The sequence below is a fragment of the Embleya scabrispora genome (assembly GCF_002024165.1).
Classification (GTDB): Bacteria; Actinomycetota; Actinomycetes; order Streptomycetales; family Streptomycetaceae; genus Embleya; species Embleya scabrispora_A.
In genome coordinates, this window is sequence record NZ_MWQN01000001.1 from 4,841,180 (window position 1) to 4,866,861 (window position 25,682).

Sequence of the window (25,682 nt, forward strand, 5' to 3'; positions counted from 1 at the left end):
AAATGCGAGATGGCGAAGGCTTCCCCAGCGCAGGCGCGGACTGTGGCCGTCCGGCAGGACCGGCACGACGAGCAGGATCTGCGGCGTCTGCTGGCCGCCCTGACCGGTGTCCGTGACGGCAACTTCCGCAAACGCCTGACGGTCTCCGGTGACGGAATCATGTCCGAGATCGCCGTCGTGTTCAACGACATGGTCGAGCGCAACCAGCACCTGTCCGGCGAATTGGCCCGGGTGCGTCGGGTGGTCGGCCGGGAGGGCAAGCTGACCGAGCGGCTGGACCCGGGCCCGGGCGAGGGCGCCTGGGCGACGAGCATCGACGCGGCCAACGCGCTCGTCGAGGACCTGGTCCGCCCCACCGTCGAGGTCGGCCGGGTGCTGGCCGCGGTCGCCGAGGGCGACCTGTCCCAGCGCATGGACCTGCGGATCGCCGAGCAGCCGCTGCGTGGCGAGTTCCTGCGGATGGGCCGCACCGCCAACGGGCTGGTGGACCAGCTCAGCGCGTTCGCCGACGAGGTCACCCGGGTGGCCCGCGAGGTCGGCACCGAGGGCAAGCTCGGCGGCCAGGCCCGGGTGCGCGGCGTCTCCGGAAGCTGGAAGGACCTCACCGACTCGGTCAACACAATGGCCAGCCGGTTGACCCTCCAGGTGCGTGACATCGCCCTGGTGACCACCGCCGTGGCCAAGGGGGACCTGTCCCGCACGGTCACCGTCGAGGTGGCCGGCGAGATGCTGGAGCTGAAGGAGACCGTCAACACGATGGTCGACCAGCTCTCCGGCTTCGCCCAGGAGGTGACCCGGGTGGCCCGCGAGGTGGGCACCGAGGGCCGACTGGGCGGCCAGGCCCGGGTCGAGGGCGTCTCGGGGACCTGGAAGGACCTCACCGACTCGGTCAACATCATGGCGGGCAACCTGACCGCCCAGGTCCGCGACATCGCCCAGGTGACCAAGGCGGTCGCGTACGGCGACCTGTCGCAGACCATCACCGTGTCCGCGCGCGGCGAGATGGCCCAACTCGCCGAGACGATCAACGCGATGACCGGCACGCTGCGCACGTTCGCCTCCGAGGTGACCCGTGTGGCGCGCGAGGTCGGCTTCGAGGGCCGGCTCGGCGGCCAGGCCCAGGTCCCCGGCGGCGCGGGCATCTGGAAGGACCTGACCGACTCGGTCAACACCGCCTTCTTCAACCTCACCGCGCAGGTCCGCGACATCGCCGGGGTGACCACGGCGGTCGCCCAGGGCGACCTGTCGCAGAAGATCACCGTGGACGTCTCCGGCGAGATGCTGGAGCTCAAGAACACCGTCAACACCATGGTCGGCCAGCTGTCGGCCTTCGCTTCCGAGGTCACCCGCGTCGCCCGCGAGGTGGGCAGCGAGGGCATCCTGGGCGGCCAGGCGCAGGTCTCCGGCGTGGCGGGCACCTGGAAGGACCTGACCGACTCGGTCAACGTGATGGCCGGCAACCTGACCGGCCAGGTCCGCAACATCGCCCAGGTCTCCACGGCGGTGGCCCGGGGCGACCTGTCGCAGAAGATCACGGTCGACGTCTCCGGCGAGATGCTGGAGCTGAAGAACACCGTGAACACCATGGTGGACCAGCTGTCCGCGTTCGCCTCCGAGGTCACCCGGGTCGCCCGCGAGGTCGGCGGCGAGGGCCGTCTCGGCGGTCAGGCGCGGGTGGTGCCCGGCGTCGCGGGTGTGTGGCTCGACCTCACCGATTCGGTGAACTTCATGGCGGGCAACCTCACCGCCCAGGTCCGCAACATCGCCGAGGTCACCACGGCGGTCGCGCGCGGCGACCTGTCCAAGAAGATCGACGTGGACGCGCGCGGCGAGATCCTGGAGGTCAAGAACACCGTCAACACGATGGTCGACCAGCTCTCCGCGTTCGCCGACGAGGTCACCCGCGTGGCCCGCGAGGTGGGCACCGAGGGCCGACTGGGCGGCCAGGCCCAGGTGCTCGGCGTGGCGGGCGTGTGGCGCGACCTGACCTACTCGGTCAACTCGATGGCCGGAAACCTCACCGAACAGGTGCGCAGTCTGGGCCAGGTGACCACCGCCGTGGCCCGCGGCGACCTGTCGCAGAAGATCACGGTCGACGCCCGAGGCGAGATCCTCGAGCTCAAGAACACCGTGAACACCATGGTCGACCAGCTCTCCGGCTTCGCCGACGAGGTCACCCGGGTGGCCCGCGAGGTGGGCACCGAGGGCCGCCTCGGCGGGCAGGCCGACGTCAAGGGCGTCTCCGGCACCTGGAAGGACCTCACCGAGTCGGTCAACGTGATGGCCGGCAACCTCACCGGCCAGGTGCGCAGCATCGCCGACGTGACCACGGCGGTGGCCACGGGCGATCTGTCCAAGAAGATCACCGTCGACGCCCGGGGCGAGATCCTGGAGCTGAAGGAGACCGTCAACACGATGGTCGACCAGCTCTCCGCGTTCGCCGACGAGGTCACCCGGGTGGCCCGCGAGGTGGGCACCGAGGGCCGCCTCGGCGGCCAGGCGCGGGTGCGCGGGGTCTCCGGCATCTGGAAGGACCTGACCGACAACGTCAACGTCATGGCCAACAACCTGACGTCCCAGGTGCGCAACATCGCCCAGGTGGCCACCGCCGTCGCCGACGGCGACCTGTCCCAGAAGAGCACCGTCGAGGCCAAGGGCGAGATGGCGGGCCTGGCGGGCACGATCAACACGATGGTCGACACGCTGCGCGCGTTCGCCGACGAGGTCACCCGCGTGGCCCGCGAGGTGGGCACGGAGGGCATCCTGGGCGGCCAGGCGCACGTGCCCGGCGTCTCGGGCACCTGGAAGGACCTGACCGACAACGTCAACTCGATGGCGGACAACCTCACCGGCCAGGTCCGCAACATCGCCAAGGTGACCACCGCGATCGCCGGCGGCGACCTGTCGCAGAAGATCGACGTGGACGCGCGCGGCGAGATGCTGGAGCTCAAGACCACCATCAACACCATGGTCGACCAGCTCTCGGCGTTCGCCGGCGAGGTCACGCGCGTGGCGCGCGAGGTGGGTACCGAGGGCATGCTCGGCGGGCAGGCCGAGGTCGAGGGCGTCTCCGGTACCTGGAAGCAACTCACCGAGAACGTCAACGAGTTGGCCGGCAACCTGACCCGCCAGGTGCGGGCCATCGCCGAGGTCGCCACCGCCGTGACCCGGGGCGACCTGTCGTTGCAGATCGCGGTGGACGCGTCCGGAGAGCTCGACGAGCTCAAGGACAACATCAACCAGATGATCTACAACCTGCGCGAGACCACCCGGGCCAACCGGGAGCAGGACTGGCTCAAGACCAACCTGGCCCGGATCTCCGGTCTCATGCAGGGCCGCCGGGACCTGATGGCGGTCGCCGCGCTGATCATGAGCGAGCTGACCCCGGTCGTCGACGCCCAGCACGGCGCCTTCTTCCTGGCCGAGTTGACCCAGGAGGACGTGGTCGAGCTGCGGCTGATCGCCTCGTACGGCTACCAGGACGGCGGCGGCGTGCCCACCCGCTTCCGGCTCGGTCAGTCGCTGGTCGGCCAGGCCGCACTGGAGAAGCGCTCGATCCTGATCCTGGACGCGCCGCCCGGCTACATCAAGATCGCCTCCGGCCTGGGCGAGGCCGCCCCGGCGAACGTGATCGTGCTGCCGGTGCTGTTCGAGGACCAACTGCTCGGCGTGCTCGAACTCGCCTCGTTCCGCCCGTTCACCAAGGTGCACCGCAACTTCCTGGAGCAGCTGAACGAGCAGATCGGGGTCACGGTCAACACGATCATGGCCAACTCGCGCACCGAGATGCTGCTCGCCGAGTCGCAGCGGCTGACCGAGGAACTCCAGGAACGGTCCGAGGAGTTGCAGCGCCAGCAGGGCGAGCTGCGACACTCCAACGCCGAGTTGGAGGACAAGGCGGCGCTGCTCGCCCGGCAGAACCGGGACATCGAGATCAAGAACCGGGAGATCGAACAGGCCCGGCAGGCGCTGGAGGAGCGGGCCGAGCAGCTCGCGCTGTCCTCCAAGTACAAGTCCGAGTTCCTGGCCAACATGTCGCACGAGCTGCGCACCCCGCTGAACAGCCTGCTGATCCTGGCCAAGCTGCTCGCCGACAACGTCGAGGGCAACCTGACCCGCAAGCAGGTCGAGTTCGCCGAGACCATCCACGGCGCCGGATCCGACCTGCTCCAGCTGATCAACGACATCCTGGACCTGTCCAAGGTGCAGGCCGGGAAGATGGACGTGCGTCCCGCGCGGATCGCGCTGGCCCAGTTGATGGACTACGTCGAGGCGACCATCCGTCCGCTGACCTCGGAGAAGAACCTCGAGTTCACGGTGCACGTCTCGCCCGCGGTGCCCGGGATCCTGTTCACCGACGAGCAGCGGCTGCAACAGGTGTTGCGCAACCTGCTCTCCAACGCGGTCAAGTTCACCGACTCCGGCTCGGTCGAGGTGTTGATCACGCTCACCGACGACATCCCGCTGACCAACACCGAGTTGGACAACGCGGAGCACGCGGTGGCCTTCTCGGTGATCGACACCGGCATCGGCATCGCGGTGGACAAGCTCAAGGTGATCTTCGAGGCGTTCCAGCAGGCCGACGGCACCACCAGCCGCCGCTACGGCGGCACGGGCCTGGGCCTGTCGATCAGCCGGGAGATCGCCTGGCTGCTCGGCGGCGAGATCCACGCCGAGTCCATGCCGGGACGCGGCAGCACGTTCACCCTCTACCTCCCGCTGGACAGCGTCCTGGTCCCGGGCGACGAGATCGCCCACGAGCGCGACACCGAATTGCCGCCGACCCCGTACCGGCCGGCGCTGCCCGCCGCCGCGCCGTCCACCCCGCTGCTCAGCGACGCGCCGGAGCTGCCCGGGGACGGTGAGGACGAGGCCGGCGACGTGGGCGAGACGACACCGCGCCGGGTCCTGGTGGTGGAGACGCCGCAGTCCGACGGCGCGCCGCTGAGCACCGCGCTGGCCGGGCTCGACGGGCAGATCGAGCTGAGCACCGCCGCCGACGAGGGCGAGGCGGTGCGTCTGCTCGCCGAGGCGCCGCCGGCGTGCCTGGTGGTGGATCTGCGGCTGCCCGACGAGGGCGCCTGGCAGGTGCTCGACGCGGTCGCCTCGCGGACCGAATTGCAGAGCCTGCCCGTCGTGGTGCACGTCCCGGCCCGTCCGACCCGCTCCGAGTCGGGTCGGCTGCGCGGCTACCGGCGGCGGATCGTGCTGCTCCAGCGGGTCTCCACCCCCGACGCACTGGCCCGGGCGGTGCTGGGCGCCACCGGGCCGGTGCGAGCCGACCACACCGGTCCCGCCAAGCCGGTGGTCGAGCCGTTCGAGGGCACCTTCGACGGCGAGCGGGTGTTGATCGTCGACGACGACGTGCGCAACGTGTTCGCGCTGACCAGCGTGCTGGAGCAGTACGGACTCAGCGTGTTGTACGCGGAGAACGGCCGCGAGGGCATCGAAGTGCTCCAGGGGCACGACGACATCGCGATCGTGCTGATGGACGTGATGATGCCGGAGATGGACGGATATGCCACCACTTCGGCGATTCGCCGGATGCCGCAGTACGCGGGGCTGCCGATCATCGCGTTGACCGCCAAGGCGATGAAGGGGGATCAGGAGAAGAGCATCGACTCCGGCGCCTCCGACTACGTGGCCAAGCCGGTCGACACGCGGCACTTGTTGGGACTCATCCGCACTTGGCTCGACCACTAGTTCGCTTCCCGGGTGGCAAGCACCACATGATGGAACCCGTATGGTCGAACCGGCGTTGAAGGAGTGGAGGGGTCGATGCGGTGTCGTCGCAACCGTAGGTCGGGCTGTGGTGACACCATGCGGTCGTCTGTTCCGGAATACCTGCCGAGCCGATCGCCTGGCCACTACCATGACCGGGACGAGCACCAGCCGGAACGTGTGCTCGACCGGCGTGGAGTGCGTCGGGGCGATCTCGGCCGACGGTGTGCCGGGCCGAACCGTGTCGATCGAGGCCGTGTCATTCTGGGCAGCGTCAGCAGTGCCGGCAGTGTCAACCAGGCAAACCGAAATCATGCACAAGGACGAGTGGAGCCGACCGATACGCGGGGTTACCCACCGTGTCGGATCGAAGAGGGTGGGCCATGACGGAGAAGGCCAAGATCCTCCTGGTCGATGACCGTCAGGAGAATCTGCTCGCCCTGGAGGCGATCCTGTCCGCGCTGGACCAGACCCTGGTTCGGGCGCACTCGGGCGAGGAAGCCCTCAAGGCGCTGCTCACGGACGAGTTCGCGGTGATTCTGCTCGACGTCCAGATGCCCGGTATGGGCGGGTTCGAGACGGCCGCGCACATCAAGCGGCGGGAGAAGACCCGCGACATCCCGATCATCTTCCTGACCGCGATCAACCACGGTCCGCACCACACCTTCCGCGGCTACGCGGCCGGCGCGGTCGACTACATCTCCAAGCCCTTCGACCCGTGGGTGCTGCGCGCCAAGGTCTCGGTGTTCGTGGATCTGTACAAGAAGAACTGCCAGTTGCGCGAGCAGGCCACGCTGCTGCGCGGGCGCCTGGAGGGGCCCGCGGGCGGCGACCGGGCCGGGGCGGACGTGATCGCGGAGTTGTCCACCCGGCTGGCCGCGGTCGAGGAGCAGGCCGACGGCATGGCCAAGCAGGTCGAGTCGACCGACGACCCGATCCTGGCCGCCTCCGCGGTGCAACTGCGCCGCCGGGTGGCCCGGATGCGTGCCGCGCTCGACGCCCTCGCGCCGGCCACGGCCGGCCACGGCGGACCCCCGCTGGTCCCGGCCCCGGACAAGGGCGAGGCGGCCGGCTGACCCCGGAGCGCCCGCGCGGACCGGACCGTCGACGACGGCCCGGTCCGACACGGCGCGCGCTCCGGGCCGGGACGCATGAGGTGGGGAGGGTCCACCGGTAACCTCGGGACATGGCCACACGTGCGTCCGGCGGCGGAGCGCAACCGCGCACGGCCGCGAAGAAGAAGGCTCCCGCCAAGAAGGCGGCTCCGCCCCCGCCTCCCCCGCCGAAACTGCTCGGCGGGGTGCCCGCGTTGCTCGGGAAGGCACTCAAGGGGCTGTGGCTGGGACTGGCGCACGCGTTCGGTTCGGTTGCCCGGGGCATCGGCTCCGGCGCGCGCGGACTCGACCCCGCGCACCGTCGGGACGGGCTCGGGCTCGCCCTGCTCGGCCTGGCGATAGTGATCGCCGCGGGCGCGTGGGGCACCATCGACGGCGCGGTCGGCGAGGGGGTCAACGCGGTCGTCGCGGGCCTGGTGGGCCGGTTGGACGTGCTGGTGCCGTTCCTGGTCGGCGCGTTGGGCGTGCGGGTGATGCGCCATCCCGACCAGAAGGACGCCACCGGGCGGATCGTGATCGGCTGCACGGCGCTGGTGTGCGCGGTGCTCGGGCTGATCCACGTCGGGTGCGGCACGCCGCAGCCCGGTGACGGCGCGGCGGCGATGCGCGACGCGGGCGGACTCGTCGGTTGGGCGTTCGCGACCCCGCCGGTGCATCTGGTCACCCGGTGGGTCGCGGTGCCGCTGCTCGTGCTGCTGATCGTGTTCGGGCTGCTCGTGGTCACCGCGACGCCGATCAACGCGGTGCCGGAACGCCTCGGGGTCTTCCTCGGCTTCATCGAGGGGCCCGAGCCGGAGCCGTACCACGAGGACGACGATCGCCCGAGCGGGTTCGCCGGCTTCGACGAGGACGAGGAGCCCGCGCCGGCGCCGGTCCGCAAACCCCGACCGCGCCGCCGCCCGAGCCCGGCCGCCGGAGCCGGCCACCCGGACGCGGTCGACGTGGCCGCGGCCGCCGCCGCGGCGCTGGACGCGGGCGACGCCGGCCTGGTCGTCCCGCCCGCCCGCTCGCGCAAGGCCGCCGCCGCCCGGGTGGTGACCGATCTGCGGGCCCGCGGCGCCGACGCCCCGGCGCACACCCCCGCGCCGCCGCGCAGCGAGCAGCTCAGGCTCTCCGGCGACATCACCTACCACCTGCCCGGCCCCGCGCTGCTGCGCAAGGGCCCGCCCGCCAAGGCCCGCAGCAAGGCCAACGACGACGTGGTCGCGGCGCTGTCCAAGGTGTTCGAGCAGTTCAACGTCGACGCGCAGGTCACCGGCTTCTCCCGGGGCCCGACGGTGACCCGCTACGTGATCGAGCTGGGCCCGGCGGTCAAGGTGGAGCGGATCACCGCGCTGGCCAAGAACATCGCCTACGCCGTGGCCAGCGCGGACGTACGGATCATCAGTCCGATCCCCGGCAAGTCCGCGGTGGGCATCGAGATCCCCAACACCGACCGCGAGATGGTCAGCCTCGGCGACATCCTGGCCTCGGAGACCGCCGCCGGCGACGCGCACCCGATGATCGCCGCGCTGGGCAAGGACGTCGAGGGCAACGACGTGGTGGCCAACCTGGCCAAGATGCCGCACCTGCTGGTGGCGGGCGCCACCGGCGCGGGCAAGTCGAGCTGCATCAACGGCCTGATCACCTCGATCATGATGCGCGCCACGCCGGAGGAGGTGCGGATGGTGCTGGTCGACCCCAAACGGGTCGAGCTCACCACCTACGAGGGCATTCCCCACCTGATCACGCCGATCATCACCAATCCGAAGAAGGCCGCCGAGGCGCTGCAATGGGTCGTGCGCGAGATGGACATGCGCTACGACGACCTGGCCAACTTCGGCTTCCGGCACGTCGACGACTTCAACGTCGCGGTGCGCGCCGGCAAGCTGAAGGTGCCGCCGGGCAGCGAGCGGGACATCCAGCCCTATCCGTATCTGCTGGTGATCGTCGACGAGTTGGCCGACCTGATGATGGTCGCGCCGCGCGACGTCGAGGACTCGATCGTGCGGATCACCCAGCTCGCCCGCGCCGCAGGCATCCACCTCGTGCTGGCCACCCAGCGGCCCAGCGTGGACGTGGTCACCGGTCTGATCAAGGCCAACGTGCCCTCGCGGCTCGCGTTCGCCACCTCCTCGCTGGCGGACAGCCGGGTCATCCTGGACCAGCCCGGCGCGGAGAAGCTGATCGGCAAGGGCGACGCGCTGTTCCTGCCGATGGGCGCGAGCAAGCCGATCCGGATGCAGGGCGCCTACGTCACCGAGGAGGAGATCGACGCGATCGCCCGGCACTGCAAGGAGCAGTTGCAGCCGGAGTACCGCGACGAGGTCACCGCGGGACCGGATCGCAAGAAGCAGGTGGACGAGGACGTCGGCGACGACCTCGACCTGCTGTGCCAGGCCGTCGAACTGGTGGTGTCCACCCAGTTCGGCTCGACCTCGATGCTCCAGCGCAAGCTGCGCGTCGGCTTCGCCAAGGCGGGCAGGCTGATGGATTTGATGGAGAGCCGGGACATCGTCGGACCGAGCGAGGGCTCCAAGGCCCGCGAAGTGTTGATCAAACCGGATGAAATCGAGCAGGTTATGGCCACGTTGCGTGGAGAATGATCTGACTTAAGTAATGATTGGTGTCAGTCGTGATGAATGACGCATAAGGGGCGAACAGTGTCGATCGGTCAGAGCCTCGCGGAGGCGCGCGTACGGGCCGGTCTCACCGTGGAACGGCTCAGTGAGGTCACCCGGATCCGACGGAACATCATCGAAGGCGTCGAACACGACGACTTCGAGCCGTGCGGGGGCGACTTCTACGCCCGCGGCCACATTCGCACCCTGGCGCGCGCCACCGGCCTGGAACCCGCGCCGCTGATCGCCGAGTACGACCACACCGTCGGCGGCACGAGCACCCCCCGACCCACTCAGATCTTCGACTCGCCGCGCAAGTCGATCGAATACCGCCGCCCCAACTGGACCCTGGCCATGGGCGTCGCCGTGGTCATCGTGCTGATCTTCGCCTTCGTACAACTCGCCGGCGGCCCGGCCGACGACGACGAGAAGGAGACCGCGTCCCGGGTCGCCCCGACCACCGCCGCCCCCGCGGCACCGGCCCCCCGCCCCCGCCGCCGTCCTCGGCCGCGCCGGTGAGCAAGGCGCCGGAGTTCCCGGCCGGCGTCGTGGTCACCATCACCGCCGTCGACGGGCGCAGCTGGATCCGCGCGTTCGACTCCAAGGACAAGCAGATCCTGGAGACGATCCTGGACAAGGGCGAGGCCAAGACCTTCGAGGACCCCGCACAGCTACAGGTCCAGGTCGGCAATTCGGGCGCCGCGCGACTGAACGTCAACGGCAGGGACCTGGGCCCGGCGGGCGAGGACGGCGAGGTGGTCCAACGCACATTCGTACCCGGCGACCCCCTCCCGCAGATGCGCACGAGCGCGTCGGCGACCCCGTCGCCCCGGTGACCGGGCATCGTGACCTCCCCGGAACCATCCGACGCTTCCCTGCGTCCGGTCCACGCCCGCGTCTGACGTAGGCTTTCCGGCATGTCCGCCCGCGATACCACCCGCCCCGCCGCCCCGGCCGAGAGCCCCGCCGCCCTGCGCACCGTCGCCCTGGTCACCCTCGGCTGCGCCCGCAACGAGGTGGACTCCGAGGAACTCGCCGGCCGGCTAGAGGCCGACGGGTGGGCCCTCGTCGAGGACGCCGCGGACGCCTCCGTCGTCATGGTCAACACCTGCGGATTCGTCGAGTCCGCCAAGAAGGACTCGATCGACACCGTCCTGGAGGCCGCCGACCTCAAGGGCGACGGCCGCACACAGGCCGTGGTGGCGGTCGGCTGCCTGGCCGAGCGCTACGGCGACCAGCTCGCGGGCGCGCTGCCCGAGGCCGACGCGGTGCTCGGCTTCGACGACTACGGCGACATCTCCGGCCGGCTGCGCTCGATCCTGGCCGGCGAGAGCCACATCCCGCACGCGCCCCGCGACCGCCGCGCACTGCTGCCGATCACCCCCGTCGAGCGCCAGGCCGCCGACGTCGCGGTGCCCGGCCACGGCATCCCCGAGGACCTGCCCGAAGGCGTCGCGCCCGCCTCCGGGCCGCGCGCCCTGCGCCGCAGGCTCGGCTCGGGGCCGGTGGCCTCGCTCAAACTCGCCTCCGGCTGCGACCGCCGCTGCTCGTTCTGCGCCATCCCCTCCTTCCGCGGCTCGTTCCTGTCCCGCCGCCCCTCCGACGTGCTCGCCGAGGCCCGCTGGCTGGCCGAGCAGGGCGTCCGCGAGATCGTCCTGGTCAGCGAGAACTCCACGTCCTACGGCAAGGACCTGGGCGACCTGCGCCTGCTCGAGACGCTGCTGCCGGAGCTGGTCGCCGTCGAGGGCATCGAGCGGGTCCGGGTCAACTACCTCCAGCCCGCCGAGATGCGCCCGACGCTGATCGACGTGATCACCGGCACGCCCGGCGTCGCGCCCTACTTCGACCTGTCCTTCCAGCACGCCTCCGAGCCGGTGCTGCGCCGGATGCGCCGCTTCGGCTCGGTCCAGGCGTTCGTCACCCTCATGGAGCAGATCCGGGCCAAGGCCCCCGAGGCCGGCGCCCGATCCAACTTCATCGTCGGCTTCCCCGGCGAGACCGAGGAGGACGTGGACGACCTGGAGCGCTTCCTGATCGCCGCCCGGCTCGACGCGATCGGCGTGTTCGGCTACTCCGACGAGGACGGCACCGAGGCGGCGAACTATCCCGACAAACTCGACGCCGACGTGATCGAGGCCCGCGTGCAGCGGATCTCCCGGCTCGCCGAGGAACTGGTCGCACAACGCGCCGAGGACCGGATCGGCACCGAGATCGTCGTACTGATCGAGGAACTCGGCGAGGACGGCGGCGCCGAGGGCCACGCGGCGCACCAGGCCCCCGAGACCGACGGCTCGACCACGGTGGTCGGCGAGGGACTGCGCGTGGGCGACCTCGTCCGGGTCCGGGTCACCGACAGCGAGGGCGCCGACCTGTACGGCGAGGCGATCGACGTGATCGTGCCCGGGGGCGATCGGTGACGGCCGAACCGGCACCGCCGCGCCGGCGCCCGGCCGAGGCCGTCCGGGCCGCCGCCGCCAACCACCCGCCGAAGCCCGACCGCCTCGGCGACCCCACCACCTCGGTCAGCGCCTGGAACGCCGCCAACGCGCTCACCCTGATGCGGGTGGCACTGGTGCCGGTCTTCGTCACCCTGCTGCTTCAGGACGGCGGCCACGACCCCGCCTGGCGCGCCTGGGCCTGGGCCGCGTTCACCGTGGCCAGCATCAGCGACCTGTTCGACGGCAAGCTCGCCCGGATGCACAACCTGGTCACCGACTTCGGCAAACTGGTCGACCCGATCGCCGACAAGGCGCTGATGGGCGCCGCGCTGATCAGCCTGTCCGCACTCGACGACCTGCCCTGGTGGGTCACCCTGGTGGTGCTCGCCCGCGAGATCGGCATCACCCTGCTGCGCTTTTGGGTGATCCGCCACGGCGTGATCCCGGCCAGCCGGGGCGGCAAGGCCAAGACCATGCTCCAGGGCAGCGCGATCGGGATGTACACACTGGTCATGACCGGCCCGCTGGCCAGCACCCGGGCCTGGATCATGGCGGCCGCGGTGATCGTTACCGTGGTGACCGGCCTGGACTACATCGTCAAGGCCGTACGACTGCGACGCGGCACCCCGGTGCCCGCCGGACAGGGCTGACCGTCGGGACGAATCCGGACCACGGGGGAAGCGGGGAAGCGGGACCATGCGCGAATTGAAGATCGAACTCGTGGCGGTGGGGGACGAGTTGCTGGTCGGCGACGTGGAGAACACGAACGCCGGGACGCTCGGCCGCCGGCTCACCGCCGCCGGTCTGCGGGTGAGCGGGGTCTCCACGGTGGGGGACGGCCTCGACGCGATGATCGACGTCCTCGCCCAGGCCGTCCGGCGCGCCGACGCGGTGATCGTCTCCGGCGGCCTCGGCCCCACCTCCGACGACCGCACCCGCGAGGCGATCGCCGCCGTCGCCGGTGTGCCGCTGCACCGTGACCCGGCGATCGAGGACTGGCTGCGCCGGCGCTACCGGGGCATGAACCGCACCCTCACCGCGCTCGGCCTCCAGCAGGCCGACGTCCCCGAGGGCGGGCGCAGCCTGCCGAACGCGAACGGCAGCGCGCCCGGCATCGCCGTGGAAATCGGCGACGTGGCGGTCTACGCGATCCCCGGCCCGCCGCACGAGATGATCGCGATGACCGAGGAGCAGGTCCTGCCCGACCTGCTGCGCCGCGCCGGCGAGCCGCCGATCCGCGCGCAGCGCCAACTGCTCACCGCCTCGATCGGCGAGGGGGTGATCGCCGCGATGCTCGAACCGCTGGAGAGGGAACTCGCCCGGGACGGCGCGGTCGAGGTCGCCTACCTGGCCACCGCCGGACAGACCCGGGTCAAGCTCACCTCCGCCGGCCCCGGCGGCGCAGCCGAGGTGGACGCCGCCGCCGCGCGGGCGCGCGAACTGCTCGGCGGGTGTGTCTACGGCGAGGCCGGCGACACCCTCGCCGGCGTGGTGCTCGACCTGCTGCGCGGGCGCGACGCCACCGTCGCGGTCGCCGAATCGCTCACCGGCGGCCTGGTCGCCGCCGAGTTGACCTCGGTGCCCGGCGCGTCGGCGAGCGTGCGCGGCTCGGTCACCGCGTACGCCACCGACCTCAAGGGCTCGGTGCTCGGCGTGGACGCCGACCTGCTCGCGGCACAGGGCGCGGTTCACCCGGACGTGGCCGCGCGCATGGCCGAGGGTGTGCGCGACCTCATGTCGGGTACGTACGGGGTGGCCACGACGGGGGTCGCCGGTCCGGACCCCCAGGACGGAAAGCCCGTGGGCACCGTATACATCGCGGTGGCCGGCCCCGAGGGAACAATCGTGCTCTCCCTGCTGTTCTCGGGCAGTCGGGGCAGGATCCGCGAGATGACCACGGTCCGCGCGCTCGACCTGCTCCGCTGTGTCGTGGCCGGCCTGCCGGCCGAGCAGGACCCGGCGTGTACGGGGTGAGCGGGAGCGCCGATCGGCCGACGAGACCGCGCCGGCCGGGTGCCCGGGGGAGGCCCGAAAGGCCGGCCGACGAGGAGCTGCGAATCGAGGTGGGAGTGCACCGCAACGCCCATGGACCCTGGGGACCCCCGCCGTCAAGGTTCCACGCCCTGAGTGAACAGGACGGCAAGGCGGGCACACCCGCACGGTCGGGCAGGTACGGTGGGGCTGTGACCCCCCGAGCCGCCCTAGGAGGGAGCGACCGATGATCCTGCTCCGTCGCCTGCTGGGTGACGTGCTGCGGCGCCAGCGCCAGCGTCAGGGTCGCACCCTGCGCGAGGTTTCGTCCTCAGCCCGGGTATCCCTTGGCTACCTGTCCGAGGTCGAGCGCGGCCAGAAGGAAGCCTCGTCCGAACTGCTCGCCGCGATCTGCGACGCGCTGGACGTGCGCATGTCCGTGCTCATGCGGGAGGTCAGCGACGAGCTGGCCCTCGCCGAGCTGGCCTCGGCCGAGGCGATGCGCCCGGTCCTGGAGCCGGTGGGTGCCGGCTTCACGCCGAACGAGCGCGCCACCGAGCGTCAGAACAACGACCGCACGTCGGGCGCCGCCCCGATCGCCGGCGACAACGCGGTGAGCGTGGTGGTGGCGGCCTGAGCCGCGTCCGCGCGGCGGGCACCCGCCGGGTGTCGCGCACCGGACGCCGGGCCCGATCGACCCGAACACGACAGCGAGGCCCCGTCCCCGATACCGGGAGACGGGGTTTCGGCATGGGCGGGCGCCGGGGCCGTCACCTCCCGGCCGCGCCGCGACGCCCGGCACGCCCGCTCGCCGCACCGGGCGAAGGCCCGAGTGCGCCGGGACGAGGACTTTTGTCCGGCATGCCGAGTGCACGCACCGGGCCGGTGCGTGCACTCGGGGCGCCGACCCGGCGCCGACCGAACGTCGAACGGGCGCCGACGGGGCGCCGACGTGGACGTGACGGCAGGGCCCGTGGCGCGCGGACGCGCTACCAGGGCATCGCGACGCCGCCGTTGGGGCGCAGGATCTGGCCGGTGACGAACTTGGCGGCGTCCGAGGCGAGGTAGGCCACCGCGTAGGAGATGTCGGTGGGCTCACCGACCGTGCGCAGCGGGGCCATCCGGGCCATCGGCGCGGCGACGGCGGCCTTGCGCTCCTCGTCCTCGTTGCCGTCCGCGTCGGTCCAGTGCCGGCCCGTCATCCCGGTGACGATCCAGCCCGGCGCGACCGCGTTGACCCGGACGCCGCGCGGACCGACCTCGGTGGCCAGCGTCTTGGTCAACTGCACCACCGCGGCCTTGGCCGCGCCGTAGCACAGCAGTCCGGAGGTGGCGGTGTCCACGGCGCCGGAGGCCATGTTGACGATGCTGCCGAAGCCCTGCGCCGACATCACCCGCGCCGCGGCGCGGCAGCCGAAGAAGACCCCCTTGAAGTTGATCGCCAGGACCCGGTCGAGGTCGGCCTCCTCGGTCTCGATCACCGTGCTCAGGTGCATCACCCCGGCGATGTTGGCGAGTACGTCGAGTCGGCCGTGCGCGGCGACGGTGTCGTCGATCAGCGCGTCCACCTGCGCGGCCCGCGAGGTGTCCACGGCGGCGGCGGTCGCGGCGCCGCCGGCGGCCACGATCGTCTTGGCGGTCTCCTGCGCCCCGGCCTCGTGGATGTCCGCGCAGACCACGGTCGCGCCCAGTTCGGCCAGCACCTCGGCGCTGGAGCGGCCGATGCCCGACGCCGCGCCGGTGACGACGGCGACCCGGCCGGTCAGATCGAGGGCTTCACGGAACACGGGTGACCTCCCGGCGCTGGTCGAGTATGGCGCGCCGACCGTACGAGCCATCTGACGAACAGTCAATAAAGGTGCGGGCCGGGGAGATCGGCGTCACCGCAGGCCCTCCTGGCGGCGGCACCAGCGGTGCGTCTCGCCGCCGGCGGGGAACACGCCGGCCGCCGCGAGGGCGTCGCAGGGGTCGGTGGGCATCCGCGCCGGCCGTCCGGTCCGGGTGCCGCCGGAGTGCGCCGACCGGGGCGGGCGGGCCGCTTCGGTCGCGGCCCGGGGGCGCGGGCGGCCGGCCGGCGGCGCGGTGTCCTCGGTGGGTTCGTCCGCCGGCGGCGTCGGGGGCTCGGTCGGGGTCGGCTCGGCCGAGCCGCCCGCCATGGCGGTGATCGCCGGCGCGGGTTCGCCGGCGAGCGGGTCGACGGGGGAGGGCGTGCCGGTCGGCCCGTGCGGCGCGGCGGCCGCGGGCGGGGTCTGCGGGCGCGGCGCGGGGGTCGGCGCGGATACCGAGGTGCAGCCGGCCGAGGCCAGGAACAGCACGGGCAGCACCAGGACGGGCAGGATCCGGGGAGGGGTCATGCCCGGTACGACGAACCACCCGGTCGTCGGTCACCGGGTGTACCTCCATCGGGTGACGGCTGGCAGCGCGGACACCAGAAGGCCACCCTCGGCGGATCGCCCAGATCGGCTCGCCGGATCGCGCTGCCGCAGCGCGCGCACGGGCGACCGGCGCGCCCGTACACCCAGTGGCGCCGGCCCGGCCGGGTGTCGCCGGTGGTGACGTGCCCGACCCGGTTCCGATTGGCCGCGAGCAGGCGCTGGGCCAGTACCGCCCAGGCGAGCGGGTCGCCGGCCTCGGCGACCGGGGTCCACGGGGCGACGCCGCGCAGGAAGCACAGCTCGGCCCGGTACACGTTGCCGATCCCGGCCAGATTGCGCTGATCGAGCAGCGCCTCGCCGATCGGCCGGCGCGGGCGGGCGGCCAGGCGCCGGGCCGCCTCCGGCGCGTCCCAGTCCGGACCGAGCAGATCCGGGCCCAGATGGCCGACCACGCTCGACTCGTCGGCGCCGCGCAGCAGCTCCACCACCGGCATCCGCATCCCGACGACGGTGTGCGCGGCATTGGCCAGCACCAGTCGGATCGCGTGCCAGGGGCGGGGCAGCGGGTGCGCGCCGGTGTCCTGGACATGCCAGGTGCCGTCCATCCGCAGGTGGGTGTGCAGCGTGACGCCGCCCTCGATCCGGGTCAGCAGGTGTTTGCCGCGCGGGACCACCTCGAGCACCGAGCGGCCGGTCAGGTCCACCGTCGCCAGCGCGGGCACGCGGAAGTCGGTCACGGTCAGCTCGTGGTCCACGAGGGCCGCGCGCAGTCGCCGCGCCGCCTGGTACACGGTGTCGCCTTCGGGCATGCCGCCATTGTCCCGGCCATGCCGGTGACCGTGCGCCCCGGCCCGGGGCCGGCCCCCGAGTCCCCCCGGACCCGTCGGTGCGGCCGCCCCCGGGGGTCGGTGACGCCTTGGGACGCGCGCTGCTTCGCGGTACCCGGACCGACGTCGCGCACGCGCGGCCAGGAACACGTCCGCGACGCCGGATCCGAGTGCACCCGACCGTGACGCGTGCAGGGTCGCCACGGGCGGGATAATGCCGGCCGGCCCGCCGGGATCACTCCCGGGTCGCCGTCCGTGACCACGATCCTGCGGGATGTACATGACCGGGGTGTTTCGCGGACCGGGCGCTCGTGTAACGAAACGATGTCACCCTCGCAGACGCAGCCCCTTCGGGGTGGCATGGAACCCGGCCGCCTCCAGCGCCTTGCCCAGTGACGAGGTCAACACCTCGGCGCCGTCGGCCTTCTCCACGGTCAGCTTGCCCAGCGCGCCCGCGCGCACCGCGTCGGCCAGCGCCTCGGCCGCCGGACCCACCCGATCCGGGTCGTCGGTCCAGGACAGCAGGGTGCGACCGCCGCGTTCGACGTACAGGATCGGCTCGCCGTCGAGCAGGATCACCAGCGCGCCGGCCTTGCGACCGGGCCGGTGGCCGCCGCCGGCCTCGCCCGGTCGGTCCGGCCAGGGCAGCGCGGCGCCGTACGGGTTGGCCGGGTCGGCGGCGGCCAGCACCACCGCGTCGGGCCGCTCGTGCGGCTCGCGGCGCTCGCTCGCGTTGTGCACCGCCCGCAGTCGGTCCACCGCGCCGTCGGCGGCGAACTGGGCCGCGCCCAGGCCCTCCACGAAGTAGCCGCGCCGAACCCGGCCGCCCTCCTCGAACACGCTCAACACCTTGTACGCCGCCGCGAAGCCGCCGGGGCTGCCCTCGGCGACCACCGCGCCGCGGGTGACCACGCCGTGCCGGTCGAGCAGCGTCTCGGCCAGCGCGTGGGCGCGCCGGGTCGGGTCCGGCTCGGGCACGGGAGCCAGCGACCAGCGCCCGGCCACGGTCGGTGGCCCGGTGCGCGCGCCCGCCACGGGGCGGCCCCGACTCAGGCCCGCGTACCGCCCGCGCGGGGTCGCCCGCCGGGCCCGGTGCGCGGTCGAGCCGGAGGTGCGCCCCGAGCCGAGCAGCGCGCGCAGCGGGGTGAGCGTGTCCCCGGTGACCCGCCCGGCCCACACCAGGTCCCACAGCGCCTCGGCGACCGCCGCCTCCGACGCCGGCGTCTCCTGGGTCAGCCGCTCGGTCAACTGCCGGAAGAACAGCGCGTATCCGCCGTCGAGCGCGGCCAGGATCGCCCGATGCAGATCGCCCGTGTCCAGCGGCACCGGAGGCGGCAGCAGGTAGGGCGCCGCGTCGGCGAGGTAGAGCGAGAGCCACCCGTCCTTGCCGGGCAGCGCGCCGTGGCCGGCCCAGAGCACCTCGCCCGCCGCGCACAACTCGTCGAGCATCGCGGGCGTGTAGCCGACCACGCGCGAGGGCAGCACCAGTTTCTCCAGCGCCGACGCGGGCACGCTCGCGCCCTGCAACTGCTCGATCACCCGGACCAGGCCGTCCAGGCCGCGCACCCCGCTCGCCCCCACGCCCTGCCACGTGGTGAGGAAGCGGGCGAGCGCGACCGGCGGCACCGGCTCCACCTCGTGCCGCAGTGCGGCCAGCGAACGGCGGCGGAGCATCCGCAACACCTCGGCGCCGCACCACTCCAGGCCGGACCCGCCCGGGCGGAACTCGCCGGAGACCACCTGCCCGTTCGCGGCCAGCCGCTCCAGCGTGCCGGTGGTCACCGCGACGCCCAGGCCGAACCGGGCCGCGGCCTCGCCGGCGCGAAACGGCCCGTGTGTCCGCGCGTGCCGGGCCAGCAGATCGCCCAGCGGGTCCTTGACCGGCTCGGTGAACGCCTCGGGGACCCCGACCGGCAGCGGCGTGCCCAGCGCGTCGCGCAGTCGGCCGGCGTCCTCGATGCCGGCCCAGCGCTCCTCGCCCGCGATCCGCACCCGGATCACCCGGCGGGCTTGCTCCAGGCCGGCCACCCACTCCACCTCGAAGCCCGGCTCGGCCCGCGCGGCCACCTCGGCGGTGGTCAGCGGCCCGAGCAGCCGCAGCAGATCCGCCACCCCCTCCGCGTCCCGCACCCGGCGGTCCTCGGCCAGCCGCTGCAACTCGCTCTCGGTGCGCGCCAACACTTCCGGATCCAGCAACTCGCGCAGCTCGGCCTGCCCCAGCAACTCGGCCAGGAGCCGCGAGTCCAGCGCCAGCGCCGCCGCCCGCCGCTCGGCCAGCGGCGAGTCGCCCTCGTACATGAACTGCGCGACGTAGCCGAACAGCAGCGAGCGGGCGAACGGCGACGGCTCGGTCGTGGTCACCTCGACGATGCGCACCGCGCGCGTGGCGATGTCGCGCATCAGCCCGGTCAGCCCCGGTACATCGAACACGTCCTGGAGGCACTCGCGCATCGTCTCCAGGACGATCGGGAACGAGCCGTATTCGCTCGCCACCGCGAGCAGTTGGGCCGAACGCTGCCGCTGCTGCCACAGCGGGGTGCGCCGGCCCGGCATCCGGCGCGGCAGCAGCAGCGCCCGGGCCGCGCACTCGCGAAAACGCGACGCGAACAGCGCCGAGCCGCCCACCTCGGCGGTCACCAGCGGCTCGACCTCGGCCTCCTCGAACACCGCGAAGTCCGGCGGCAGCGCACCGGCCGCCAGGTCCTCGGGGGCGTCGCCGAAAGGGTCGCCGGTGTCGGGCAGCCGCAGCACGATCCCGTCGTCGCCGTGCATCGTCTGCACGTCCAGGCCGGTGCGCTCGCGCAGCCGGGCCGCGATGGCCAGCGCCCACGGCGCGTGCACCTGCGCGCCGAACGGCGAGTGCACCACCACCCGCCAATCGCCCAACTCGTCGCGGAAACGCTCGACCACGATGGTCCGGTCGTCGGGGACGTGGCCGCACGCCTCGCGCTGCTCGCCCAGGTAGCCGAGGAGGTTGTCCACCGCCCACGGGTCCAGGCCCGCGGCGGCCACCCGCTCGCGCGCCCGATCCGCCGGCAGCGCGCCCACCTCGCGCACGAACGCGCCGAGGGCGCGGCCCAGTTCCACCGGCCGGCCGAGCGCGTCGCCGTGCCAGAACGGCAGCTTGCCGGGCACCCCGGGGGCGGGCGAGACCAGCACCTTGTCGTGGGTGATGTCCTCGATCCGCCAGGAGGAGGTGCCGAGCGTGAACACGTCGCCCACGCGCGACTCGTAGACCATCTCCTCGTCCAACTCGCCCACGCGCGACTTCGCCTCGCCCGCGACCAGGAACACCCCGAACAGGCCCCGGTCGGGGATGGTGCCGCCGGAGGTGACCGCGAGCCGCTGCGCGCCCGGGCGGGCGGACAACACGCCGGCCACCCGGTCCCACACGATGCGCGGGCGCAACTCGGCGAACGCGTCGGAGGGATAGCGGCCCGCGAGCATGTCCAGGGTCGCCTCGAAGGCCGACGCGGGCAGCGCGGTGAACGGCGCGGCCCGGCGGATCAGCGCGAGCAGCGCGTCCACGTCGCGGTCCTCGACCGAGACCATGGAGACGATCTGCTGGGCGAGCACGTCCAGCGGATTGCGCGGCCCGCGCACCGACTCGATCGCGCCCTCGCGCATGCGTTCGGTGACCACCGCCGTCTGCACCAGGTCGCCGCGGAACTTCGGGAAGACCACACCCCGGGAGACCGCGCCCACCTGGTGCCCGGCCCGGCCCACCCGCTGCAGGCCGGAGGCCACCGAGGGCGGCGACTCGACCTGGACGACCAGGTCCACCGCGCCCATGTCGATGCCCAATTCCAGGCTGGAGGTGGCCACCACCGCGGGCAGCCGGCCCGCCTTCAGGTCCTCCTCCACCTGGGCCCGCTGCTCCTTGGACACCGAGCCGTGGTGGGCCCGGGCGAGCAGCGGCGGCGCCCCCTTGCTGCTGCCGGCCTGGGCCATCAGCTCGGCGGGCGAGGCGTCCTGCGGCATCTCCTCGCCGGTCGCCCGCTCGTAGGCGATCTCGTTCAGCCGACCGCACAGCCGCTCGGCCAGGCGGCGCGAGTTGGCGAACACGATGGTCGAGCGGTGCGCCTGGATCAGGTCGACGATGCGCTCCTCGACGTGCGGCCACACCGAGGCCTTGCGCTCGTTGCCGGCCTCGTCGAAGTCGCCGGTGCCGCCGCCCAGCTCGCCCATGTCCTCGACCGGGACCACCACGGACAGCTCGAACGTCTTGGCCGACGGCGGCTGGACCACGTGCACCTCGCCCGTGGCGCGCATCCACCGGGCCACCTCGTCGACCGGGCGCACGGTCGCCGACAGGCCGATCCGGCGGGCGGGCCGCTCCAGGAGTTCGTCCAGCCGCTCCAGGCTCAGCGCCAGGTGCGCGCCGCGTTTGGTGCCGGCGACCGCGTGCACCTCGTCCACGATCACCGTGTCCACCCCGCGCAGCGCCTCGCGGGCCTGCGAGGTCAGCAGCAGGAACAGCGACTCGGGCGTGGTGATCAGGATGTCCGGCGGCCTGGTCGCGAACCGGCGCCGATCGGCGGCGGGGGTGTCGCCGGAGCGCACCCCCACGGTCACCTCGGGCTCGGGCAGGCCCAGCCGTACGGACGCCTGCCGGATGCCGGTGAGCGGGCTGCGCAGGTTGCGCTCGACGTCGACCGCGAGAGCCTTGAGCGGCGAGATGTACAGCACCCGACAGCGTCGCCGGGGATCCTCCGGCACCGGCTCGGCGGCGAGCCGGTCGAGCGCGGACAGGAAGGCGGCGAGCGTCTTGCCGGAACCGGTCGGGGCGACGACCAGCGCGTCCTTGCCCTCGGCGATCGCCCGCCAGGCGCCTTCCTGGGCCCGGGTCGGCGCGGAGAAGGCGCCGGTGAACCACGCCCGGGTGGCGGGGGAGAAGCCGGCCAGGACGGAAGCGGAATCGTCGTGTGGCATAACTCCCCATGGTGCCGGGTGGCTCCGACATTCGCGTCGCTCGACAGGCGGGCGGCGGTGTGAGCGGTGGTGTGGGCGACGGTGTGGGGGCGGGCCGGCCGGCACCGGGATACTGGTCGCATGGGACTCACCGACTTCTGGCGACGCATGCGCGCGCACTTCGGCGACTCGTACTTCGAGTCCTTCGCCCGCGACCACGTGATGTCCGAACTGGGCGGGCGTACCGTGCACGAGGCGCTGGCCGCGGGCATCGACGCCAAGGACGTCTGGCGGGGCGTGTGCGTGTCGATGGACCTGCCGACCACCAAACGCGCCTGACCCCTGCGACGGGCGGCCGGGCTGGGACCCGGCGGGTCCACACCGGTCCGTGCGGGCGAATCTGTACAAAGCGACCCAGCGTGACGCTCTAGTCTCTTTCGGTCATACGACGCATGGCACCACACATGCCACGCGACCGGACAGGGAGCCCACGTGACCACACCCGACACCCGGACCACCCGGGTCGAGGCGCGCGACCGCATGCCGTCCTGGTTGCCGCGGGCGGTGTTCCTGGTCCTCGTGATGATCGCCGGCTTCCGGCTGCTCGGCTGGACCCTGGCCCAGTTGCGCACGCTGCTGATCGACCTGCTGGTGGCCTTCTTCCTCGCGCTCGCGTTCGAGCCGGCCGTGGACCGGCTCGCCCGCCGCGGGATGCGGCGCGGCGTGGCCACCGGGATCGCGTTCGTGGTGGTCTTCCTGGCCTGCGCGGGATTCCTGGCGGTGGTCGGCTCGCTCCTGGTGGACCAGGTGGTCGCCTTCGCCGATCACCTGCCGCGCTACCTGGAGGACCTGGTCGCGTGGGTGAACCGCACCTTCGGCACCGATCTGACCGTGGAGAAGATCCAGGGCAGGATCTTCAAGGACACCGGCACCGTGCAGGGCTACGCCGAGCAGGTGGCGAACCACGCGCTCGGCTGGTCCGCCCGGATCGTCGGCGCGCTGTTCCAACTCTTCACCATCGCGCTGTTCACCTTCTACTTCACCGCCGAGGGCCCGCGGATACGGCGCGCGGTGTGCTCGCTGCTGCCGCCCGGCCGCCAGGCCGAGGTGTTGCGCGGGTGGGAGATCGCGATCGACAAGACCGGCGGATACCTCTACTCGCGCGCCGCGCTCGCGCTGATCTCGGCGCTCGCGCACTACGTCGCGTTCCTGGTGCTGGACCTTCCGTACGCCATCCCATTGGCGTTGTGGGTCGGGCTGATCTCGCAGTTCGTGCCGACCGTGGGCACCTACATCGCGATCGTGCTGCCCGCGCTGATCGCGCTGACGGTGAGTCCGGCCGCCGCCGTGTGGGTGGTGCTGTTCGCGACCGCCTACCAGCAGTTCGAGAACTACCTGCTGCTCCCGAGGATCACCGCGCGCACGGTGGAGATCCACCCGGCGGTGGCGTTCGGCTCGGTGATCGCCGGTGCCGCGCTGCTCGGCGCGGTGGGCGCGCTGATCGCGATCCCGGCGACGGCGACCGCGCAGGCGTTCATCGGGAGCTACCTGCACCGCTACGAGGTGCCCGAACACCACCTGACGCCCGACGAGACCCGGCCGCCGAAGCGGCCGGGTCGGCTGAGCCGGCTGTGGCGGCGGCAGGGCGGGGACCCGGCCGGCCCGGCGGGGGACGCGGACGCTCAGGACCAGAAGCGGAACAGCCGGTAGCCGTCGTTGGCCAGGTACGGGGACACGTCCAGCGCGTCGGTGATGTGGTCGACCACGTCGTAGAAGTAGTGGTTGACCGACGGCGACCACAGCAGCGCGAACAGGAACAGGATCGCGTAGGGCGCGTACGGCGCGATGGCGCGGCGGAACTCGAAGGGCAACCACGGCTCCAGCACGCCGTAGCCGTCCAGCCCCGGCACCGGCAGCAGGTTGAGCACCGCCGCGATCACCTGGAGTTGGATCAGGAACGAGAACGCGGCCACGAAGGTGGCACTCGCCCCGTCCACCACGCCGGACGACAGCAGCAGCGCGAGCACACCGGCCAGCACGGCGTTGGTCAGCGGTCCGACCGCCGACACCAGGCTGTTGCGGGCCCGGCCGCGGATCGCGCCGCGGTCCAGGTAGACCGCGCCGCCGCTGAGCGGGATCCCGCCGAGCAGCACGAAGACGGTCGGCAGGATGAAGGACAGCAGCGGGTCGCTGTACTTGAGCGGGTCCAGGGTGAGATAGCCCTTGCCCACCACGCTGTGGTCGCCCGAGCGCAGCGCGGCGAAGGCGTGCGCGAACTCGTGCAGGCACAACGAGACCAGCCAACCCGACATGACCAGCAGGAACACGCTGGTGCGGGTGGCGGGTTCGGAGGTGCCGTCGTCGTGCCACGCGTACCAGCCCGAGGCGACGCAGACCGCGACGATGGCGAGGAAGACCGGGCTCGGCCGCACATGGCGCAGCGCGCCGGCCGCGGGGCGGCCGTAATCTCCGTAGGGGTGCGTCACGAACTGCTCCAGACAGGCGGAAGGGCCGTACGACCGGGAGTTCGCATCGTACGGCCCTGCCGGGACACTCAGTGGAACGCGTGTTCCGGAGCCGGGTAGGCACCCCCGACCACGTCGCCCGCGAACGCCTTGGCGGCGTCGCCGAGCGCGCCGCGCAGGTCGACGTACCGCTTGACGAACTTGGGGGTGTGGCCGGTGGTCATGCCGGCCATGTCGGTCCACACCAGCACCTGCGCGTCGGTGCCCGCGCCCGCGCCGATGCCGACGGTGGGGATGTCGAGGAGGTCGGTGACCCGGGCGGCCAGTTCCTCCGGCACACACTCCAGGACCACCGCGAACGCGCCCGCGGCCTGCATCGCCTTGGCGTCGGCGATCAACTGCTCGGCGCTCTCCGCGTCCCGCCCCTGCACCCGGTAGCCGCCGAAGGCGTGCACCGACTGCGGGGTGAGCCCGAGGTGGGCCATCACCGGGACACCCGCGGCGACCAGGGCCTCGACCTGGGGCACCGAGCGCCGCCCGCCCTCCAGCTTGACCGCGCCGGCACCGGCCTCCTTGAGGAAGCGCACGCCGTTGCGCAGCGCCTGCTCCGGGGACTCCTGGTAGGAGCCGAACGGCAGGTCGGCCACGATCAGCGCGCGCTTGGTACCGCGCACGACCGAGCCGGTGAGCATCACGAGCTGGTCCATCGTGACCGGCACGGTGTTCTCGTAGCCGAGGTGGTTGTTGCCGGCCGAGTCGCCGACCAGAAGTACGGGGATGCCCGCGTCGTCGAAGACCGAGGCGACCATCGCGTCGTAGGCGGTGAGCATCGGCCACCGCTCGCCGGCCCGCTTGGCCCGGGCCAGGTCGCGCACGGTGACCCGGCGCCCGGTTCCGTCGCCGCCGTACAGGGTCAGTCCCGGACCCTCGGCCGAAGCGGATATCGGCTGCGCGGACTTGTTGCTGGACATGGTGTTCTCCCGACTCGAGGCGCTCGGACGGCGTCCCCGGACAAGGCCATGGTGACATGCCTCCGAACAGCACAACAGAGGCGTCGGGCGGGGGATTCCGGGAGGCCGGAGGCGGGTCGGGAGCCGGTCGGACGCCGGTCGTGGGCGGGTCGGGAGCGGGACGCGGGCAGGTCGGGGGCGGGACGCGGGCTCGTCGCGCGCCGTGACGTTTACCGAGGTTTTGCAATACGAGACCGTCTCGTTTCGTAAAGTCTCGCTAGCCTGAAGGGGAATCGAGCAGTGTCTACG

At 72.5% G+C, this 25,682-nt stretch carries 17 protein-coding genes; 11 read left to right on the forward strand and 6 right to left on the reverse strand.

The features are described from left to right. The first annotated feature begins 9 nt into the window (after window positions 1-9). The 9 genes from B4N89_RS21520 (at window position 10) to B4N89_RS21560 (ending at window position 14,482) form a co-directional block, all read left to right on the forward strand. Window positions 10-5,703 (forward strand): HAMP domain-containing protein, encoded by a 5,694-nt coding sequence (locus B4N89_RS21520; RefSeq protein WP_078977469.1) that lies wholly within the window; start codon window positions 10-12, stop codon window positions 5,701-5,703. Window positions 5,704-6,104: 401 nt separating this feature from the next. Then, complete coding sequence (locus tag B4N89_RS21525) at window positions 6,105-6,797, forward strand: response regulator (RefSeq protein ID WP_078977470.1); 693 nt, start codon at window positions 6,105-6,107, stop codon at window positions 6,795-6,797. Between the two features lie 110 nt (window positions 6,798-6,907). Then, the gene (locus tag B4N89_RS21530; RefSeq protein ID WP_078977471.1) at window positions 6,908-9,421 is read left to right on the forward strand and encodes a DNA translocase FtsK; all 2,514 of its coding nucleotides are present in this window, start codon (window positions 6,908-6,910) and stop codon (window positions 9,419-9,421) included. A gap of 57 nt (window positions 9,422-9,478) precedes the next feature. Further along, complete coding sequence (locus tag B4N89_RS21535; RefSeq protein WP_161500779.1) at window positions 9,479-9,955, forward strand: helix-turn-helix domain-containing protein; 477 nt, start codon at window positions 9,479-9,481, stop codon at window positions 9,953-9,955. Then, on the forward strand, window positions 9,952-10,272 hold the full coding sequence (locus B4N89_RS49895; RefSeq protein WP_161500780.1) for a DUF4115 domain-containing protein: 321 nt from the start codon (window positions 9,952-9,954) through the stop codon (window positions 10,270-10,272). Before B4N89_RS21535 ends, B4N89_RS49895 begins: the two co-directional genes overlap by 4 nt. Window positions 10,273-10,353: 81 nt before the next feature. Further along, the gene (rimO, locus tag B4N89_RS21545; RefSeq protein WP_078977473.1) at window positions 10,354-11,853 is read left to right on the forward strand and encodes a 30S ribosomal protein S12 methylthiotransferase RimO; all 1,500 of its coding nucleotides are present in this window, start codon (window positions 10,354-10,356) and stop codon (window positions 11,851-11,853) included. Further along, on the forward strand, window positions 11,850-12,524 hold the full coding sequence (gene pgsA, locus B4N89_RS21550; RefSeq protein WP_078977474.1) for a CDP-diacylglycerol--glycerol-3-phosphate 3-phosphatidyltransferase: 675 nt from the start codon (window positions 11,850-11,852) through the stop codon (window positions 12,522-12,524). Before rimO ends, pgsA begins: the two co-directional genes overlap by 4 nt. Before the next feature lie 46 nt (window positions 12,525-12,570). Then, window positions 12,571-13,848, forward strand: coding sequence for a CinA family nicotinamide mononucleotide deamidase-related protein (locus B4N89_RS21555; protein WP_201260878.1), 1,278 nt, complete (start codon window positions 12,571-12,573; stop codon window positions 13,846-13,848). Between the two features lie 244 nt (window positions 13,849-14,092). Then, window positions 14,093-14,482, forward strand: a complete 390-nt coding sequence (locus B4N89_RS21560) for a helix-turn-helix domain-containing protein (protein ID WP_078977475.1) — start codon at window positions 14,093-14,095, stop codon at window positions 14,480-14,482. Window positions 14,483-14,834: 352 nt separating this feature from the next. Here B4N89_RS21560 and B4N89_RS21565 read toward each other — a convergent pair whose 3' ends face one another. The 4 genes from B4N89_RS21565 to B4N89_RS21580 form a co-directional block, all read right to left on the reverse strand. Continuing rightward, the gene (locus B4N89_RS21565) at window positions 14,835-15,632 is read right to left on the reverse strand and encodes an SDR family NAD(P)-dependent oxidoreductase (RefSeq protein ID WP_078977476.1); all 798 of its coding nucleotides are present in this window, start codon (window positions 15,630-15,632) and stop codon (window positions 14,835-14,837) included. Between the two features lie 93 nt (window positions 15,633-15,725). Continuing rightward, the gene (locus B4N89_RS49900) at window positions 15,726-16,199 is read right to left on the reverse strand and encodes a hypothetical protein (protein ID WP_078977477.1); all 474 of its coding nucleotides are present in this window, start codon (window positions 16,197-16,199) and stop codon (window positions 15,726-15,728) included. Continuing rightward, window positions 16,196-17,029, reverse strand: a complete 834-nt coding sequence (locus B4N89_RS21575) for a DNA-formamidopyrimidine glycosylase family protein (RefSeq protein ID WP_078977478.1) — start codon at window positions 17,027-17,029, stop codon at window positions 16,196-16,198. The genes B4N89_RS49900 and B4N89_RS21575 overlap by 4 nt, the downstream gene beginning before the upstream one ends. A gap of 345 nt (window positions 17,030-17,374) precedes the next feature. Further along, entirely contained in the window at window positions 17,375-21,979 is a 4,605-nt protein-coding gene (locus tag B4N89_RS21580) for an ATP-dependent helicase (RefSeq protein ID WP_078977479.1), read from the reverse strand. A 120-nt stretch (window positions 21,980-22,099) separates the two neighbouring features. Here B4N89_RS21580 and B4N89_RS21585 point away from each other — a divergent pair, with 120 nt between their 5' ends. Further along, window positions 22,100-22,297 carry a DUF3046 domain-containing protein gene (locus tag B4N89_RS21585; RefSeq protein WP_078977480.1) on the forward strand — a complete coding sequence of 66 codons (198 nt, stop codon included), beginning with the start codon at window positions 22,100-22,102 and terminating at the stop codon, window positions 22,295-22,297. A 153-nt stretch (window positions 22,298-22,450) separates the two neighbouring features. After that, a complete protein-coding gene (locus B4N89_RS21590) occupies window positions 22,451-23,668 on the forward strand; it encodes an AI-2E family transporter (protein ID WP_078977481.1) in 1,218 nt (405 codons plus the stop codon). Here the strand turns inward: B4N89_RS21590 and B4N89_RS21595 are convergent. Together B4N89_RS21595 and panB are read right to left on the reverse strand one after the other, a co-directional pair. Next, the gene (locus B4N89_RS21595; RefSeq protein ID WP_101897136.1) at window positions 23,641-24,444 is read right to left on the reverse strand and encodes a site-2 protease family protein; all 804 of its coding nucleotides are present in this window, start codon (window positions 24,442-24,444) and stop codon (window positions 23,641-23,643) included. The two genes, B4N89_RS21590 and B4N89_RS21595, sit on opposite strands and share 28 nt — an antisense overlap. A 68-nt stretch (window positions 24,445-24,512) precedes the next feature. Beyond that, window positions 24,513-25,394 carry a 3-methyl-2-oxobutanoate hydroxymethyltransferase gene (gene panB, locus B4N89_RS21600; RefSeq protein WP_078977482.1) on the reverse strand — a complete coding sequence of 294 codons (882 nt, stop codon included), beginning with the start codon at window positions 25,392-25,394 and terminating at the stop codon, window positions 24,513-24,515. Window positions 25,395-25,682 lie beyond the last annotated feature (288 nt).